13 protein-coding genes are annotated in these 17792 nt (G+C 72.5%); 12 read left to right on the forward strand and 1 reads right to left on the reverse strand.

The window, feature by feature from the left end:
• Positions 1-63: 63 nt before the first annotated feature.
• Complete coding sequence (gene pepN, locus ACE3QY_RS21980) at positions 64-2463, reverse strand: aminopeptidase N (RefSeq protein ID WP_374458233.1); 2400 nt, start codon at positions 2461-2463, stop codon at positions 64-66.
• Positions 2464-2716: 253 nt separating this feature from the next.
• Between pepN and ACE3QY_RS21985 the strand changes: the two genes are divergently transcribed.
• The 12 genes from ACE3QY_RS21985 (at position 2717) to ACE3QY_RS22040 (ending at position 17777) form a co-directional block, all read left to right on the forward strand.
• Positions 2717-3403: a 50S ribosomal protein L25/general stress protein Ctc gene (locus tag ACE3QY_RS21985; protein WP_374458205.1), complete on the forward strand. Its 687-nt coding sequence runs from the start codon at positions 2717-2719 to the stop codon at positions 3401-3403.
• Between the two features lie 254 nt (positions 3404-3657).
• Positions 3658-4257 (forward strand): aminoacyl-tRNA hydrolase, encoded by a 600-nt coding sequence (gene pth, locus ACE3QY_RS21990; protein ID WP_374458206.1) that lies wholly within the window; start codon positions 3658-3660, stop codon positions 4255-4257.
• Between the two features lie 105 nt (positions 4258-4362).
• Positions 4363-5178 carry a hypothetical protein gene (locus ACE3QY_RS21995; protein WP_374458207.1) on the forward strand — a complete coding sequence of 272 codons (816 nt, stop codon included), beginning with the start codon at positions 4363-4365 and terminating at the stop codon, positions 5176-5178.
• Between the two features lie 125 nt (positions 5179-5303).
• A complete protein-coding gene (locus tag ACE3QY_RS22000) occupies positions 5304-6146 on the forward strand; it encodes a glycosyltransferase family 2 protein (RefSeq protein WP_374458208.1) in 843 nt (280 codons plus the stop codon).
• Complete coding sequence (locus ACE3QY_RS22005) at positions 6143-6850, forward strand: acyltransferase (RefSeq protein ID WP_374458209.1); 708 nt, start codon at positions 6143-6145, stop codon at positions 6848-6850. Before ACE3QY_RS22000 ends, ACE3QY_RS22005 begins: the two co-directional genes overlap by 4 nt.
• Positions 6850-7923 carry a Gfo/Idh/MocA family protein gene (locus tag ACE3QY_RS22010; protein WP_374458210.1) on the forward strand — a complete coding sequence of 358 codons (1074 nt, stop codon included), beginning with the start codon at positions 6850-6852 and terminating at the stop codon, positions 7921-7923. Before ACE3QY_RS22005 ends, ACE3QY_RS22010 begins: the two co-directional genes overlap by 1 nt.
• Positions 7920-8939: a dTDP-glucose 4,6-dehydratase gene (locus ACE3QY_RS22015; RefSeq protein WP_374458211.1), complete on the forward strand. Its 1020-nt coding sequence runs from the start codon at positions 7920-7922 to the stop codon at positions 8937-8939. The genes ACE3QY_RS22010 and ACE3QY_RS22015 overlap by 4 nt, the downstream gene beginning before the upstream one ends.
• Positions 8936-10102, forward strand: coding sequence for a DegT/DnrJ/EryC1/StrS family aminotransferase (locus ACE3QY_RS22020; RefSeq protein ID WP_374458212.1), 1167 nt, complete (start codon positions 8936-8938; stop codon positions 10100-10102). Before ACE3QY_RS22015 ends, ACE3QY_RS22020 begins: the two co-directional genes overlap by 4 nt.
• The gene (locus ACE3QY_RS22025; protein ID WP_374458213.1) at positions 10099-10743 is read left to right on the forward strand and encodes a NeuD/PglB/VioB family sugar acetyltransferase; all 645 of its coding nucleotides are present in this window, start codon (positions 10099-10101) and stop codon (positions 10741-10743) included. Before ACE3QY_RS22020 ends, ACE3QY_RS22025 begins: the two co-directional genes overlap by 4 nt.
• Positions 10740-11888, forward strand: a complete 1149-nt coding sequence (locus ACE3QY_RS22030; protein WP_374458214.1) for a DegT/DnrJ/EryC1/StrS family aminotransferase — start codon at positions 10740-10742, stop codon at positions 11886-11888. The genes ACE3QY_RS22025 and ACE3QY_RS22030 overlap by 4 nt, the downstream gene beginning before the upstream one ends.
• A complete protein-coding gene (locus ACE3QY_RS22035; protein WP_374458215.1) occupies positions 11885-12892 on the forward strand; it encodes a glycosyltransferase in 1008 nt (335 codons plus the stop codon). The genes ACE3QY_RS22030 and ACE3QY_RS22035 overlap by 4 nt, the downstream gene beginning before the upstream one ends.
• A gap of 121 nt (positions 12893-13013) precedes the next feature.
• Positions 13014-17777, forward strand: coding sequence for a DUF4082 domain-containing protein (locus tag ACE3QY_RS22040; protein WP_374458216.1), 4764 nt, complete (start codon positions 13014-13016; stop codon positions 17775-17777).
• Positions 17778-17792: the final 15 nt, after the last annotated feature.

A 17792-nucleotide genomic window follows, 5' to 3' on the forward strand; every position in this document is an offset into this window, starting at 1 on the left:
CCGGACCTGACCCACACATCAGTCAGGAGAGCCGGATATCCGGTGACCGCCCCGCCCGACTCCTCAGAGGGTGCGGTCGAGGTCGTCGAGCGCGTCGTTCCAGGCGCGGGCGAGCACGGTCGGGACCTCGCCGGTGTCCAGCGCCGCAGCGACCGCCTCGCGCAGCTCACGGCGTACGTCGGGGGTGAGGGGCAGGCGGGGGAAGGCGTCGCCGATGACGTCCCCCATCGCCTGGCCCGAGCGGCGACCGAGGTCGAGGCCGTCGGTCACGTAGCGGGTGAGGTAGGGGCGGACCAGGTCGGCCTGCTCCCAGCCCCAGAAGCCGACGCCGACGGCGTCGAACTCGTGGCTGCCCAGCTCGCCGCCCATCAGCTGCGCCCAGGCCTCGGCTTTGGCCTCGGCGGTGGGGATCGCCGCCCGGGCGGTGAGCGCGGCGTGGTGGCCGGAGACCGACTTGTCCCGCGCCTCCTCGGGCTCGATGTGCGACGGGTCGCCGAGCTCGGCGAGCCGGGTGACGGCGTTCCACCGCACGGTCTGGTCGACGTCGTCCTGGCCGAGCCAGTCGACGAGGAAGGCGCTGTCCGCGCTCAGGCGAGCCAGCACGCGTGAGGCGCCCGGGGCGAGCGCGGGGTCGCCGCCCTCGACCGCACCGCGGGCGATGTCGGCGATGACGGCGAGGTGGCCGGCCACCTCGTGCGGCTCGGCGTAGCGACGGCTGACGCCCTGGAGGTTGCGCATCACGCCCTCGAAGACCAGCGGGTGCGTCTCCGGGCGCAGGTGCCGGTCGGCGAGCGCGATCAGCTCGTCGACGCCGATCACCCGCGACTCGCAGAGGTCGACGGCGGTCCACCACAGCATCGCGCGGGTCAGCTGCGACTCGACCGACGACAGCCCGGCGGTGATCGCGGCCCACGACTCCTCGTCGGGTCGGACGACAGCGAAGGTCTCGTCGCCGGAGTTGGGGACCACGACCTTCCCGGCGTACTCCTCCAGCCGCACCGGCTCGTCGCCGAGCAGCACGTCGCGGGAGTCGAGGAGCCGCATCGAGGTGTCGTACGCCGACACGGTGAGGCGGTGCGACCGCGAGCCCTCGCGGGTGAGGACGGGCACATCGCCGTCGCGCGTGACGACCAGGGTGTCGAAGCCGGTCGAGCGCAGCCACGCCTCCGCCCACGCGCGGACGTCGAGGTCGGTCGCCGCGTCGAGGGAGTCGAGGAAGGCGGCGAGGTCGGCGTTGCCGAACGCGTGCGCGGTGAGGTGCTTGTTGACCCCCGCGAGGAAGTCCTCCTCGCCGAGCCAGTGGCCGAGCTGCGCGAGCGCGGCGTTGCCCTTGGCGTAGGTGATCATGTCGAAGTTCGCGAAGGCGGTGTCGACGTCGACGATCTTGTCGGTTTCCTCGGCGATCGGGTGGGTCGAGCGGCGGCGGTCGGCGCGGTAGCCGGTCGGCTTGCGGGTGATGGCGGCCGAGGTCCACGCGTCGGTGTAGCCGGCGGCGACGCCCGCGACGTCGTAGCCCATGAAGTCGGCGAACGACTCGTTGAGCCACGAGTCCTCCCACCACTTCATCGTGACGAGGTCGCCGAACCACATGTGCGCCATCTCGTGGGCGATCGTCGAGGCCAGCCACTCGCGCTCCAGCTCGGTGGGCGTGCCCTGGGTGAGCGCCTGGTCGCGGAAGACCACGCAGCCGGGGAACTCCATCGCGCCCCAGTTCAGCCCGGGCGCGAACACCTGCTGGTAGTCGGCGTAGGGGTACTCCGGCTCGAAGACGGTCGTGTAGTGCTGGAAGCAGGCGCTGGTGATCCGCTTGAGCTCGTCGGCGTCGCGGCGCAGCTCGCGCTCCTGCGAGGCCCGCGCGTGCCAGCCGAAGGGCAGCGTGCCGCCCGGTGCCGGGGCGTAGGGCTCGTCCCACGTGACCGACACCCACGGCCCGCCGACCAGCGTGAAGAGGTACGACGAGAACGGCGGCGTCGTCTCGAAGGTCCAGGTGTCGCCCTCGCGGCCACGCAGCGCGCCGTTGGCCAGCACCGTCCAGTGCGAGGGTGCCGTCACGCTGACGTCGAAGGTCGACTTGATGTCGGGCTGGTCGAAGCAGGGGATCACCTTCTGGGTGATGTCCATCGAGGTGTGCGCGCAGACGTAGCGCTCGCCGTCGGCCGGGTCGGTCGTCACGGTCATCCCGTCGCCGTCGGTGACGTACGGCATCCGCGCGGTGACCCGCACCTGGTTCGTCTCGCCGAGGTCGGCCAGCGCGATCCGCCCGTCGGCGTACGGCGCCGGTGCGCCGTCGAGGGTGACGTCGGTGCCGCCGTTGAGCTCGAGGAAGGTCGAGGCCCCCGGCTGGGTGCAGCGGAAGGAGATCGTCGCCTCGACGCCGAAGGACTCGGTGGAGGTGAGGTCGAGGTGGAGCTCGGTGTGGACGTCGGTCAGCAGGACGGCGCGCTCGCGCGCCTCGGGGAGCATCAATGGCACCCGGCCCACCCTAGTGACGGCGTCCACGGAGAATCGAGCGGGGATTCGACCCGGCCGGGGGCCCGGGTCTAGAGTTCTCGGGTTGCCTCGGCGAGGGAGCGGGTCGGACGACCAGGACTCCGTGATCGACTGGGCCGGACCGCTTCACTGCGCCGCGCTCACGATCCGGAGCGCGGCGTTCGTCGTCTCCGGGCGCCGGGCCCACCGACACGAAGCGTTGACCACCCCGACCCCAGGAGTAAGCATGTCTGCCCCCGAGAAGATCACCGCCGAGCCGCGCACCGAGTTCGGCAAGGGCGCCGCCCGCCGCATCCGCCGCGAGGACAAGATCCCCGCCGTCATCTACGGCCACGGCAACGAGCCGGTCCACGTGATCCTGCCCGGCCACCAGACGATGATGGCCCTCAAGCACGGCGGCGCCAACGCGCTCCTCGCGCTCGACATCGACGGCGGCGAGCAGCTCGCGCTGACCAAGGACATCCAGGTCGACCCGATCCGCCGCGTCATCGAGCACCTCGACTTCGTCGCCGTCAAGCGCGGCGAGAAGGTCACCGTCGACGTCCCGATCCACGTCGTGGGCGACGCGGCCGCCGAGACCCTCGTCGTCACCGAGAACGCCGTCGTCTCCGTCGAGGCCGAGGCCACCCACATCCCCGAGTTCTTCGAGGTCTCCGTCGAGGGCGCCGAGATCGGCACCCAGATCCACGCCAAGGACCTCGACCTCCCGTCCGGCACCACGCTGCTCGCCGACGAGGAGCTGCTCATCGTCAACGTGACCCAGCAGATCTCCGCCGAGGCCCTCGAGGCCGAGCTGGAGGAGGCCGAGGCCGAGGCCGGCATCGAGCACGACGCCCCCGAGGCCGAGACCGAGGCCGCCGAGGGCGACGAGGCTCCCGCCGAGGACGCTGCCGAGGGCACCGACTCCGAGTGACCCACCGGGCACTTCGTGCCCGTCAGGACTGCCGACCGGGGGGGGGGGGGGCCCCCGGAGGGGGGGGGCCCCCCCGCCGGGGCGCCGGGCGGGGGGGGCCGGGCCCCCCCACCCGGTGCCCCCCCCGGGCCTTGGGGCCCCGCCCTGGTCGCCCCCGGGGGGGGTCCCCCCCCTGGGGGGGGTTGCCCCCGCCCGGTCGTCGCACGTGACGGGGAGGAAGAGCCCGCTCACCAGTGGATGGAAGGATGGACGCCGTGACTGACGCCCCTGCCGCTGCCTCGGACGTGTGGCTCGTGGTGGGCCTGGGCAACCCCGGGCCGTCGTACGCCGGGCACCGGCACAACATCGGCTACCTCGTCACCGACGAGCTGGCCTCGCGGATGGGTTCTCCGTTCCGAGCCCACAAGTCCGGCCGCGCCGACGTGGTCGAGGGCCGGCTGTCGATCGGCGGCCCCCGGGTGGTGCTGGCCCGTGGCCGCGGCTACATGAACGAGTCCGGCGGCCCGGTGAAGGCGCTCGCCTCCTTCTACAAGGTCGCCCCCGACCACGTCATCGCCATCCACGACGAGCTCGACATCGCGTTCGGCACGCTGCGGATCAAGCTCGGCGGCGGCGACAACGGCCACAACGGCCTGAAGTCGATGCGCTCCTCGCTGGCCACCGGCGACTTCTACCGCGTCCGGGCCGGCATCGGACGCCCCCCGGGGCGCCAGGACGTCGCGGACTTCGTGCTGTCCAACTACTCCACGGTCGAGCGCAAGGAGCTCCCGTTCCAGGTCTCCGACGCCGCGGACGCCGTCGAGTCGCTGATCACCGACGGCCTCGAGAAGACCCAGCAGCGCTTCAACTCCTGAGCCTCCTCCCTGGGGGTGGGCGGCGCACCGGTCTTCCCCTGTTTGGGCCATGAGGACCGGTGGGTTCCGGCCTAGCGTCGAGAGCCCGACGGCGAGGAGGAGTCGATGGCGACACCGCAGGCGTCCGGGTCGAGCACGCGCGAGGCGACCGGCGTACGCATCCCGGCGCCGCGCCACAGCTGGGACCCGCCGGCGGCCCCGCCGCCCCTCGTGCGGACCAGGCGTCGCCGCGTGCGCGAGGTGCTCGGGACGCTGATGGTCCTCTCGCTGATCCCGCTGGTGGCGCTCATCGGGACCAACCTCTACCTCGTCAACCGGCTCGAGCGCATCGACGGTGCCTTCGACGGCCTCCGCGACCGACCGGCCGCGGCGCCGGGGGAGACCATCCTGCTCGTCGGCACGCGGCCCGGCGGCCGGGACGACGTGGGGTGGCTCGCGGGCGTGCAGTCGATCGAGTCGGTGATGCTCGTCGAGGTCGACGAGCAGGGCGTCAGCGCCGACGTGCGCTCGCTGCCGGTGCTCGACGGCGTCGCGGCCTCGGCCCGCACCGGCCGGCCCAGCCAGGCGGTGGAAGCCACCGAGGCGTGGTCCGGGCGACGGGTCGACCACGTCCTCGCGCTGGACTGGCGCACCTTCGCCCAGCTGGCCGCCGACAACGGCATCGCGGACACCTACCGCTACGGGTCGCCGCTCGCCGCGCAGCACGACTACCTGCGCGCGGTGCTCGAGGGCACCCTCCACGCAGAGCTGCGCAAGCAGCCGCTGGACCTCTACCGCGCGCTGAGCACCGTGGCCGGCGGCGCGGCCGTCGACGACGAGTGGTCGCTGCTGGAGCTGGACCGCTTCGTGGTGCACCTGCGCGACCTCCGGTCGGCCGAGATCACCTTCTCCACCGCCGACCCGGCTGCCGGCTCCAGATAGCCCAAAGGGGCTACTCCCCAAAATGGGCGAAAGCCCCCGTGCGAGGCCCGCGGCAGGCGTGCGGATCCACAAGATCTGACAGTGCCAGCCGTTCGGCTGGGCACTCGAACTTGGGGGAGTTGGAGATGGCCGTTGCCAGCGTCATCATCCCGGCGCACAACGAAGCGGCCACGATCGGTCGCAACCTGCTCGCACTGCGCGAGGGCACGCAGGGCACCGACCTCGACGTCGTGGTGGTCTGCAACGGCTGCACCGACCAGACGGCCGAGGTCGCCCGGCGCGCCGACCCGCTCGCCCGGGTGATCGAGATCAAGCAGCCCTCCAAGGCCGAGGCCGTCCGGGTCGGCAACACCGCCACCGACGTCTTCCCGCGGGTGCACCTCGACGCCGACATCGAGCTGTCCGGGACCGCGGTCATGCAGCTCCTCGAGCCGATCACCCACGACAACGTCCTGGCCACGGCGCCGCGGCGCGACGTCCCCAAGGCCTCCTGCTCCCGCTGGGTCCGCTGGTACTACGACGTCTGGGAGGCACTTCCCCAGGTCGAGTCCGGCCTCTTCGGGCGTGGCGTGGTCGTCCTCTCCGAGCAGGCGCAGGCGCGGGTGACCGCGCTGCCCCGGATGATGAGCGACGACCTCGGCATGTCCGACTCGTTCAGCGGCGACGAGCGCCGGGTCGTGCCCGGTGCCGTCGCCGTGATCCACCCGCCGCGGACGGTGCGCGACCTCGTACGTCGCCGCATCCGGATCGCGACCGGCAACACCCAGGCCGCGCAGCTCGGCGTACGCCGGCCGGCCTCCCGCACCCGTCTGCGCACCCTCCTGGGGCTCGCCGTCAGCCGACCGGGCCTCGCCCTCCGGCTGCCGGTCTTCCTGGGCGTGCACGTGGCCGCCCGGCTGGGCGCCCGGCGGGCGGTGCGCTCCGGAGACTTCACCACCTGGCAACGAGACGAAAGCTCACGCTCATGACGACACTGTCCGACTCCCAGATCCAGCAGGCCCAGGCGACCGTGCCGGGGCCGCGCACCGAGGTGCCGCTGCCCGAGGACACGGAGGCCGCGGCGATCGTCGCCGAGTCGGCCACCGTCGAGGACGGCGCCCGCGTGGGCGCCGGGGCCCAGGTGTGGGACCAGTCGGTGGTCCGCGCCGGTGCCGACGTCGGCGCGGGCACGATCCTGGGCCGCGGGGTCTACATCGGTCCGGGCGTCCGCCTCGGCGAGCGCTGCAAGGTCCAGAACCAGGCCCTCGTCTACGAGCCGGCCGTGCTGGGCGACGGCGTCTTCATCGGTCCCGCGGTGGTGCTCACCAACGACACCTTCCCGCGGGCGGTGACGCCCGACGGCCGCCTCAAGGGCGCCGAGGACTGGGTGGCGGTCGGCGTCACCATCGACGAGGGCGCCGCGGTCGGGGCGCGCGCCGTCTGCGTCGCGCCGGTCCACATCGGCCGGTGGGCGTCCGTCGCCGCCGGCGCCGTCGTGACCCGCGACGTCCCGGACCACGCGCTCGTCGTCGGGGTCCCGGCCCGCCAGGTCGGGTGGGTCGGCCGGGCCGGCGTGCCGCTGGTCGAGACCGCCCCCGACACCTTCAGCTGCCCGCGCACCGGGACGACGTACGTCGTCACCGACGGTGCGCTGGTCGAGATCACCGAGAACGACAACGAGGAGAAGAACTGATGACCGAGCGCCTGGGGGTCGCCGTCATCGGCGCGGGCTACTGGGGACCGAACCTGGTCCGCAACTTCGGCTCGTCGCCGCACTGGGACCTGAAGGTCGTCTGCGACCTCGACCTGGACCGGGCCCGTGCCGTGGCCGGCCCGCACATCGAGGTCACCGACCAGCTGCAGCGCGTGCTGGACGACCCGTCCATCGACGCGGTCGCGATCGCGACGCCGGCGCGCACGCACCAGGGCCTGGCCCTCGACGCGCTGCTGGCGGGCAAGCACGTGCTGGTCGAGAAGCCGCTCGCCGACAGCGTGGCGGGTGGCCGGGCGATGGTCGAGCTCGCCGAGCAGCGGGGCCTGGTCCTGATGACCGACCACACCTACTGCTACACGCCGGCCGTGCAGAAGATGCGCGAGCTGGTGGTCAGCGGCGAGCTCGGCGACATCCACTTCGTCGACTCGGTCCGGATCAACCTCGGGCTGGTGCAGCCCGACATCGACGTGCTGTGGGACCTCGCGCCCCACGACCTGTCGATCCTCGACTTCATCCTTCCCGGCGGCCTGCCGACGACCGGCGTGAGCGCCACCGGCGCCGACCCGATCGGCGCAGGCCGCGCGTGCGTCGGCCACCTGACCCTGCCGCTGGCCGGCGACGGCCTCGCCCACGTGCACGTCAACTGGCTCAGCCCCACCAAGATCCGCCAGATGGTCATCGGCGGCTCGCGGCGGACGCTGGTCTGGGACGACCTCAACCCGCAGCAGCGCCTCAGCGTGTACGACCGGGGCGTCGACCTCGCGCGTACGTCCGTCGCCGGGGCGGACCGGGCCGCCTCGTCGATCTCCTACCGGCTCGGTGACACGTGGTCGCCCGCCCTGCCCGAGCGTGAGGCGCTCGGTCAGATGGTGGCCGAGTTCGCCACCGCGATCCGCGAGGACCGTCCGGCCCTCACCGACGGCCACGCCGGCCTGCGGGTCCTGACGGTCCTCGAGCAGGCGTCGGCGACGCTCTACGGCGAGCCCGCCGTGCCCGTCCCGCCGGGGCCGCGCCCCGCCGAGGTCGAGCCGGCACTGGAGGCGGTCCGATGACCGGGCTCGAAGGCCGCCGGATCCTGGTGACCGGCGGCGCCGGGTTCATCGGCAGCCAGCTCGTCACGACCCTGCTGGACGCGACCGGAGCCGCCCACGTGCGCGTGCTCGACTCGCTGGCGACCGGGCACCTCGAGAACCTCGCCCACCTCCACGACCACGTCGAGGCCGGACGCCTGCAGGTGCGGGTCGGCGACATCGTCACCGACTCCCCGGACGCGCTCGACGACGTCGACGTCGTCTTCCACCTCGCCTGCCTGGGCGTGCGCCACAGCCTGCACGACCCGATGGGCAACCACCGGGTCAACGCCGAGGGGACGCTCGCACTGCTGCAGGAGGCGCTGCGCCGCGACGTGGACCGCTTCGTCCACGTGAGCTCGAGCGAGGTCTACGGCACCGCTCGCTACGCCCCGATGGACGAGGGGCACCCGACCTGCCCCGAGACGGTCTACGGCGGGAGCAAGCTCGCGGGCGAGGCCTACGCCCGCGCCCACTTCCGCACCTACGGCATGCCGGTCGTGGTCGCCCGGCCGTTCAACACCTACGGCCCGCGCAGCCACTTCGAGGGCGACAGCGGCGAGGTCATCCCGCGCAGCATCGTCCGGGCACTCTGCGGCCTCCCCGCGCTGGTCTTCGGTGACGGTGAGCAGACGCGGGACTTCACCCACGTCCGGGACACCGCCGCCGGCCTGGTCGCGCTCGCCCAGTGCGACGCCGCCCTGGGGGAGACGGTGAACCTCGGCTCCGGCTCGGAGGTGAGCATCAACGACCTGGCGACGCTCGTGGCGGGCATCGTGGGCCTCGAGGGCCCGGCCGCGACGCACCTCGACCCCCGCCCGGGCGACGTGCGCCGCCTCATCGTCGACGACTCGCTGATGCGCTCGCTCACCGGCTGGCGCCCGGGCGTCGACTTCGCGGACGGGGTCGAGGACCTCGTCGGGTGGTTCCGCACGCGCCAGCAGTCCCCGGAGGAGATGCTGGCCCGCATCGAGGACCGGAACTGGGTGCCGGCATGACGCACACCGTCCAGACGCCGCCCGAGACCCAGCCGGTCGTCCACGTCATGCAGCCGTGGCTCGGCGAGGAGGAGGTCGCCGCGGTCGCGGAGGTGCTGCGCTCGGGGTGGGTCGCCCAGGGTCCGCGGGTGGCGGCGTTCGAGGCCGCGTTCGCGCAGTCGCAGCAGACCGCCCACGCGGTGGCGGTGAGCAACTGCACCACCGGGTTGCACCTGGCGCTCGTGGTCGCCGGCGTCGGGCCCGGCGACGAGGTCGTGGTCCCCTCGTTCTCCTTCGTGGCCACCTCCAACGCCCCGACCTACGTCGGCGCCACCCCCGTCTTCGCCGACGTGGACGAGATGACCGGCAACCTCACTCCCACCACGATCGCCGCGGTGGTCACCTCGCGGACGCGCGCGGTGATCGCCGTGGACCAGGGCGGCGTGCCCGTCGACCTCGCCGCCATCCGCGCCTGGTGCGACCCCCGCGGGATCACCGTCATCGAGGACGCCGCCTGCGCCGCGGGCTCGACCGCCTACGGCCGCCCGGCCGGCTCCGGTGCGGAGATCGCCGCCTGGTCCTTCCACCCGCGCAAGGTGCTCACGACCGGTGAGGGCGGGATGATCACGACGTCACGTGCCGACTGGGCCGAGCGGGCCCGCCGGCTCCGCGAGCACGCGATGAGCGTCTCGGCCGCCGACCGGCACGCGAGCGTCCTGGCACCGCCGGAGTCCTACGCCGAGGTCGGCTTCAACTTCCGGATGACCGACATGCAGGCGGCCGTCGGCCTGGTCCAGCTCGACCGGCTGCCGGCGATGGTGGCGCGCCGGCGCGAGCTCGCGGCGACGTACGCCGAGGTGGTGGGGCAGCTGCCCGGACTCCGGATGGTCACCGACCCGTCCTACGGCACCACCAACTTCCAGTCCTGCTGGGTCGAGGTGCTCGAGGACCACCCGCTCGACCGCGAGGAGCTGATGATGCACCTCGCGGCAGCAGGCATCTCGGCCCGCCGCGGCATCATGGCCGCGCACCGCCAGCCGGCGCACGCGCAGCGCGCGCACGTCCCGCTCCCGGTCACCGAGCGCCTCAACGACCAGACGCTCATCCTGCCGCTCTACCACCAGATGACGGCCTCGGAGCAGGAGCGCGTCTGCGACGCGCTCGAGACGGCGTGGCGGCCGTGAGCGGCCTGCTGCTCGTCGGGGCGAGCGGACTGGCCCGCGAGGCCACCGCGGTCGCCGTGATGCTCCAGCACGACGGGCCGGTCAACATCGTCGACGACAACCCGGCCACCTGGGGCACCCTGCACGGCATGACACCGGTGCTCGGGTCCGTCGACCTGGTCGCCGAGGTGGTCGACCTGCAGGTGGTGCTCACCCTCGGCCAGGGCCGGCACCGCCGGCGGGTGGTCGTCCGCCTGGACATGCTCGGCGTCGACCCGGCGCGCTACACCTCCCTGGTCCACCCGCGCGTGGTGCTGCCCGGCAGCTGCCACATCGGCACGGGCTCGGTCGTGCTCGACGGGGTGGTGCTCACCGCCGACGTGGAGGTGGGCGACCACGTGGTGCTGATGCCGCACGTCACGCTCACCCACGGCTGCACCGTCGGCGACTTCGCGACGTTGTGCGCCGGGGTGTCGCTCGGCGGTGACGTGATGGTCGGCGAAGCCGCCTACATCGGCATGAACGCCTCGGTCCGCCAGGGCGTGCACATCGGCTCCGGAGCCACCGTCGGGATGGGCTCGGTGGTCCTCAACGACGTACCAGCAGGAGAGACGTGGGCGGGAGTCCCCGCCCGACCGATCCGGACAGGAGTCCACGCATGAGCACGAGCAACATCCCCTTCGTCGACCTCGCGTCGCAGCACGCCGAGGTCGCCGCAGAGGTGGAGGCGGGCATCGCGGCTGTGTTCGCGAAGACCGCCTTCGTGGACGGGCCGGCGGTCGCCGACTTCGAGCAGCAGTACGCCGAGTTCGTCGGCGTCGACCACTGCATCGGCGTCGGCAACGGCACCGACGCGCTCGAGCTGGCGCTGCGCGCCGTCGGGGTCGGCCCCGGCGGCGAGGTCGTGATGCCGGCCAACACCTTCATCGCGACGGCTGAGGCGGCCTCGCGGATCGGCGCCGTGCCGGTGCCGGTCGACGTCGACGACCAGCGGCTCCTGCTCGACCCCGACGCCCTCGAGGCGGCGATCACCCCGCGCACGCAGGCCGTTGCCGCCGTCCACCTGTTCGGGCAGCTGGCTCCCGTCACCCGGCTCGCCGAGATCTGCGACGCGCACGGCATCCCGCTGGTGGAGGACGCCGCACAGTCGCAGGGCGCGCGCCTGGACGGCCGCGGCTCGGGCGGCCTGGGCCGCGTCGGCGCGACGAGCTTCTACCCCGGCAAGAACCTCGGTGCGGCCGGCGACGCCGGCGCGGTCACCACCGACGACACCACGATCGCCGCCGAGGTACGCCGGCTGCGCAACCACGGCTCCTCGACCCGCTACGTCCACGACGTGATCGGGATGAACTCCCGCCTCGACACCATCCAGGCGGTCTACCTGCGGGCCAAGCTCGACCGGCTGGAGAAGTGGAACGAGCTGCGTGGCCGCGCCGCCGCCCGCTACGACGCGCTGCTCGCGGACGTCCCGGGCGTACGCCGTCCGCTGCTGGCCGCCGACGGCACCCACGTGTGGCACCTCTACGTCGTCCGCGTCGCCGACCGGGACGCCGTGCTCGCCGAGCTCGGCCGGGCGGGCGTGGGCGCCGGGATCCACTACCCCTACCCGGTGCACCTGACCGGCGCCTACCAGCACCTCGGCCTCGGTCCCGGCACCGCGCCGGTCGCGGAGGAGGCGGCCGGCCAGATCCTGTCGCTGCCGATGCACCCGCACCTGGCCGAGGCCATGCAGGACCGCGTCGTGGAGGTCCTCGCCGCGGCTGTCGAGGGACATGACGACCTCAACGTGGAGAGGGGCGAGTCGTGACCACCCTCCTGGTCGCCAACGACGGCGGCCACCTGATGCAGCTCCACACCCTGCGCCCCCGGCTCGGCGTCGGGGACGACGTGGTGTGGGTGACGCCGCGCACGCCTCAGACCGAGTCGCTGCTCGCGGGGGAGCGGGTCCACTGGGCCTTCCCGTGCCCGCCGCGCGACACCCGGGCGCTGGCGCGCAACACGATGGCGTGCCGCCGGCTCTTCCGGGAGCACGACGTCTCCCTGGTCGTCAGCACCGGAGCGGCGCTGGCCCTCGCGGTGCTCCCGCAGGCGCGGGTGCGCGGCATCGAGACGGTCTACATCGAGAGCGCCACCCGCCTCGACGCGCCGTCGCTCTCCGGACGCGCGCTGGCGATGGTCCCCGGCATCACGACGTACAGCCAGTCGAGCGCGCTGACGCGCGGGCACTGGCAGTACCTCGCCTCGCCGTGGGAGCTCTACGACACCACGCCGACCGCGCCCCGCCCGGTGCGGCGGATGGTGGTCAGCCTCGGCACCCAGGAGGGCTACGGCTTCCGGCGGCTGCTCGAGCGGCTCGTCCCGCTGGTGCCGGCCGAGGCCGAGGTCCTCTGGCAGACCGGCTGCACCGACACCACCGGCCTCGGCATCGACGGTCGGGAGCGCGTGCCGTCGGAGGAGATGGCTGCGGCCGTCCGCGCGTCCGACGTCGTGGTCGCCCACGCCGGCACCGGCATCGCGCTGATGGCGCTGGAGAACGGCAAGTGCCCGATCCTGGTGCCGCGCCGCTCGATGCACGGCGAGCACGTCGACGACCACCAGCTCACGATCGCCCTCGAGCTCGCGCTGCGCGACCTCTGCATCTCCCGCGACGCCGACAGCCTCAAGGAGCGCGACCTCGTCGCCGCGGCCAGCCGCACCGTCACCAAGGTCACCGACCCGCCGCAGCTGCGCATCTCCTCGGTGCCGCTGCCCCGCCCGCGGGCGAGTGGTGCCGTCGCGGCCGCTGCTGCGGCGACCGCGGCGAGCGTGTAGTTGAGCGCTTGAGCACGCACCGAAATGTGGGGATATCCGCCGGCAGGCGGACCTCGGGCCCCGAGACGCGATGAGGATCGGGACGGTGGCGCACAGTCGCGCCGTGAAGGGTGGGGAAGGCATGGCCAGCACGGTGAGCTCACAGGTCGGAGCCGGGCGTTCGTGGGGGATCAAGGCATCAGCCCTGGTGCTCGTGGCCGCCCTGAACGCACTGGTGGGACCGGCGCTCCTCGGTGGCCCCGCCCCCGCCAACGCGGCTGATCCCTGTGGCGCGGGGGGCAACAAGGTCGCCTGCGAGAACTCCAAGCCCGGCACGGACCCGGAGATCTGGGACATCCAGGGCGCCGGTGACTCCTCGATCCAGGGCTTCGCCACCGACATCTCGGTCAACGTCGGCCAGCGGATCGACTTCAAGATCGCGACCAGCGCGACGTCGTACACCATCGACATCTACCGCACCGGCTGGTACCAGGGACTCGGCGCCCGCTACATCACCTCGGTCAACCCGAGCGCGACGCTCCCGCAGAGCCAGCCCAACTGCATCACCGACGTCACGACCGAGCTCTACGACTGCGGCAACTGGGCGGTCTCGGCGTCCTGGAACGTGCCGTCCACGGCCGTGTCCGGTGTGTACGTCGCCAAGCTGACGCGCACCAACGGCGACACCAGCCACATCACGTTCATCGTCCGCGACGACGCGAGCACCTCCGACATCGTCTTCCAGACCGCCGACCCGACCTGGCACGCCTACAACACCTACGGCGGGTCCGACTTCTACGCCGGCGGTGCCAACGGTCGCGCCTACAAGGTCAGCTACAACCGCCCGTTCAACACCCGCGGGTCGGCCGCCGGGCGTGACTTCTACTTCGGTGCCGAGTACGCCGGCGTGCGCTTCCTGGAGCGCAACGGCTACGACGTCACCTACATCGCCGGCGTCGACACCGACCGTCGCGGCAACCTGCTCCGCAACCACAAGGTCTTCCTCTCCGTCGGCCACGACGAGTACTGGAGCGGTGCGCAGCGCGCCAACATCACCGCCGCGCGGGACGCCGGGGTGAACCTGCAGTTCCTCGCCGGCAACGAGGGCTACTGGCGCACCCGCTACGAGCAGTCGGCCGATGCCTCGCACACGGCGTACCGGACGCTGGTGACCTACAAGGAGACCTGGGCCGGCGCCAAGATCGACCCGAGCCCCCAGTCCACCGGCACGTGGCGCGACCCGCGCTTCGCCTCGCGCGCCAACGGCGGCGGCATGCCGGAGAACGAGCTCATCGGCACGGCCTACATGGTCAACTTCAGCGACCTCGCCATGACCGTCCAGCAGGCCGAGGGCCGCTACCGCCTGTGGCGCAACACCTCGCTGGCGACCACCTCTGCGAGCCAGACGACCCTGGCGCCGCACACCGTGGGCTACGAGTCCAACGAGGTGATGGACAACGGCTTCAGCCCGCCGGGCCTGATCAAGCTGTCGACGACCACGGGTGAGGTGCCGCAGTACCTCCGCGACTTCGGCGTGACCGTGACCCCGGGCACCACCCGCCACAACCTCACGCTCTACAAGGCACCCAGCGGCGCCCTCGTCTTCAGCGCCGGCACGATCCAGTGGACCTACGGCCTCGACGCCGAGCACGACTCGGAGTACCCCGACAACGTCACCGACTCGCGCATGCAGCAGGCGCAGGTCAACCTGCTCGCCGACATGGGCGCCCAGCCCGCCACGCTGATGACCGGGCTGGCGGCTGCGACGAAGTCGACCGACACCGCAGGGCCCTCGGTCACGATCAACACGCCCGCCGCCGGCCAGGCGCAGAAGAACGGCGACCTGGTCACCCTGACCGGCACCGCGGCCGACGCCGCCGGACGCGTCGCCGGCGTCGAGGTGTCCAACGACGGCGGCTCGACCTGGCAGGCCGCGACCGGCACCACGTCGTGGAACGCGACCGTCGTGCAGAAGGGTCGCGGCAACACCGCGATCCTGGTCCGCGCCATCGACGACAGCGCCAACATCGGCACGCCGGCCAGCCGGAGCTTCTCGGTCAGCTGCCCGTGCAGCATCTTCGGCAACATCACCCCGGCCGTCCCCGACACCGACGACAACGTCGGGCTCGAGCTCGGCCTGCGGTTCACCCCGGTGGTCGACGGCTTCGCGACCGGCGTCCGCTTCTACAAGGGCGCCGGCAACACCGGCACGCACGTGGGCTCGCTGTGGAACAGCGCCGGCCAGCGCCTGGCGCAGGTCACCTTCGCCAACGAGACCGCCACCGGCTGGCAGACCGCGACCTTCACGCAGGCCGTGCCGATCATCGCCGGGCAGACCTACACGGTCTCCTACACCGCACCGCGAGGCCACTACGCCTCCGAGCAGTGGGCGTTCGCCTACCGGGGCGTCGACACCGGCGCGATGCAGGTCGCGGGCGGCTTCGGCGCCACCCCGGCCGGAGTCTTCGGTGGATCCGGGACGATGCCGTCCTCGAGCTACCAGCGCGCCAACTACTTCGTCGACCTGACCTTCTCGGCCACCGACGACTCACCCCTCATCGCCATGAGCCACGCGCCGGCGCCGGACTCGACGGCCATCCCGGCCACCACGACGGTCTCGGCGCGCTTCTCCAAGACGATGGCCGCCGGCACGCCCGGCCTGGTGCTGCGCGACTCCAACAACCAGGTGGTGCCCGGCACGACGTCGTACGACGCGCCCAACCGCACCATCACCTTCACCCCGACCAACCAGCTGGCCTCGTTCGTGCGCTACACGGCCACGCTGTCGGGCACAGACGCCCAGGGCAACCCGATCACCTCGGGCGGCACCTGGTCCTTCACCACGGCCAAGCCGCCGAACCCGCCGGGTGTGTGCCCGTGCTCGCTGTTCAGCGACGAGACGGTGCCGACGGTCATGGAGATCAACGACGGCGTGCCGCTCTCGATCGGCACCCGGTTCAGCTCCGACGTCAAGGGCATCGTGACGGGCGTGCGGTTCTACAAGTCGGCGGGCAACACGGGCGCCCACGTCGGCTCGCTGTGGAACGCCAACGGGGTCGAGCTGGCCTCGGGGACCTTCACCAACGAGTCCGCGAGCGGCTGGCAGCAGCTGAACTTCGCGACGCCGGTGGCGATCGCCAAGAACACCCAGTACGTCGTGTCCTACCGGTCGACCTCCGGGCGCTACTCCGCCACCCCGAACGCCTTCTCCGAGCGCGACCTGTCCTGGGCGCCGCTCCGGGTGACCTCGACGTCGGGCGCCTACAACTACGCACCGGGCTTCCCGGGCGGCACGTCGAGCACGAACTACCTGGTCGACGTGGTCTTCGAGAAGACCCCGCCGAGCATCGCGATCACCTCGCAGTCGCCCGCTCCGGGTGCGCTGGACGTGCCGCGCAGCAGCAAGGTCGTGGTCGACCTCTCCGACCTCGTCGAGCCGGGCTGGGCGATCTCGGTGAACGGTGGGGGCGCCCTCGCGGGCAACGCCGTCCTCTCCACCGACCGGCAGCGCATCACCTGGACGCCGTCTGCTCCGATGCCCGCCGGCACCGATGTCACCGTCACCCTGACGGGCGTGACCACCGCCGACGGCGCGAGCCTGGGCACCCGGACGTGGACCTTCCGCACGAGGGCGGCCGAGACGCTGCAGAACCAGACGCTCCTCGGTGACGTGGTGCCGGACACCGCGGCTGCCGACGACGGCGCGCCGATCGAGCTGGGCATGGCGTTCACCCCGTCGCGCAACGGCACGATCAAGCAGATCCGCTTCTTCAAGGGCGCCGGCAACAACGGCACGCACACCGGGTCGATCTGGTCGGCTGCCGGCAGCCGCCTGGCCACGGTGACCTTCACCAACGAGACTGCCGTCGGCTGGCAGACCGCGACGCTGGCGACGCCGCTGCAGGTCACGGCAGGCACGACGTACGTCGTCTCGTACTTCGCGCCCCAGGGCCGCTACGCGGTGACCTCGGGCTTCTTCAGCAGCCCGCTGACCAGGGGTGACCTGACGGCGCCCGCGTCGAACAACGGCCGCTACCTCTACGCCTCGGGCGGGGGCTACCCCGGCTACACCTACGGCGCCGCGAACTACTTCGTGGACGTGGTGTTCGAGCGGGCGGCCGCGTCGCTGACGGTCGACAGCCGGACCCCGGCCTCGGGCGCCGACCAGGTGTCGCTGTCCGCGAAGCCGTCGATCACGGTGTCCGCACCGCTGGCGAGCGGCTGGTCGGTGCAGGTGACCCGCAGCGGCGTGCCGGTCGCGGGGACCGCCGCTCTCTCGACCGACGGCAGGACGATCACCTTCACGCCCGCGTCGCCACTGGTCGCGACCAGTCCGTACTCCGTGAGCGTCTCCGGGCTCGTGTCGACCGAGGGGGCCACCCTCCCGACGCAGTCCTGGTCGTTCACCACGGGCATCGACGACATCGGCACCACGTCGCTCTTCGCCGACGTCACGCCCAACACGGCAGCCGCCGACGACCCGTCGGCGATCGAGCTCGGCACGAGGTTCACCGCCTCGCAGGCCGGGTCGGTGACCGCGGTGAAGTTCTACAAGGGCGCGGGCAACACCGGCACCCACGTCGGCTCGCTGTGGGACGCCGCCGGCAACCGGCTGGCCCAGGTGACCTTCGCCAACGAGACGGCGACCGGGTGGCAGACCGCGGTGCTGACCACGCCGGTGGCGCTGACGCCGGGGGCGACGTACGTCGTGTCCTACTACGCGCCGGTCGGCCGCTACGCCTCCTCGCCGGGCTACTTCGCCACCCCGCGCACCGTGGGACCGCTGACGGCACCGTCGGGCAGCAACGGCGTCTACCGCTACGGAGCGGGCGGCGGCTTCCCGGCCGGGTCCTACAACTCGACCAACTACTTCGTCGACGTGGTCTTCAAGGCCGCCTCGCCGTGATCCGCCAGCACGGGG

The sequence above is a fragment of the Nocardioides sp. genome (assembly GCF_041913365.1).
Classification (GTDB): domain Bacteria; phylum Actinomycetota; class Actinomycetes; order Propionibacteriales; family Nocardioidaceae; genus Nocardioides.

Coding starts and splice junctions, on each gene's coding strand:
- ACE3QY_RS21985 (WP_374458205.1), top strand. CDS start 2,717: ATGTCTGCCCCCGAGAAGATCACCGCCGAGCCGCGCACCGAGTTCGGC.
- pepN (WP_374458233.1), bottom strand. CDS start 2,463: ATGCTCCCCGAGGCGCGCGAGCGCGCCGTCCTGCTGACCGACGTCCAC.
- ACE3QY_RS22010 (WP_374458210.1), top strand. CDS start 6,850: ATGACCGAGCGCCTGGGGGTCGCCGTCATCGGCGCGGGCTACTGGGGA.
- ACE3QY_RS22015 (WP_374458211.1), top strand. CDS start 7,920: ATGACCGGGCTCGAAGGCCGCCGGATCCTGGTGACCGGCGGCGCCGGG.
- ACE3QY_RS22040 (WP_374458216.1), top strand. CDS start 13,014: ATGGCCAGCACGGTGAGCTCACAGGTCGGAGCCGGGCGTTCGTGGGGG.
- ACE3QY_RS22000 (WP_374458208.1), top strand. CDS start 5,304: ATGGCCGTTGCCAGCGTCATCATCCCGGCGCACAACGAAGCGGCCACG.
- ACE3QY_RS22030 (WP_374458214.1), top strand. CDS start 10,740: ATGAGCACGAGCAACATCCCCTTCGTCGACCTCGCGTCGCAGCACGCC.
- ACE3QY_RS21995 (WP_374458207.1), top strand. CDS start 4,363: ATGGCGACACCGCAGGCGTCCGGGTCGAGCACGCGCGAGGCGACCGGC.
- ACE3QY_RS22005 (WP_374458209.1), top strand. CDS start 6,143: ATGACGACACTGTCCGACTCCCAGATCCAGCAGGCCCAGGCGACCGTG.
- ACE3QY_RS22020 (WP_374458212.1), top strand. CDS start 8,936: ATGACGCACACCGTCCAGACGCCGCCCGAGACCCAGCCGGTCGTCCAC.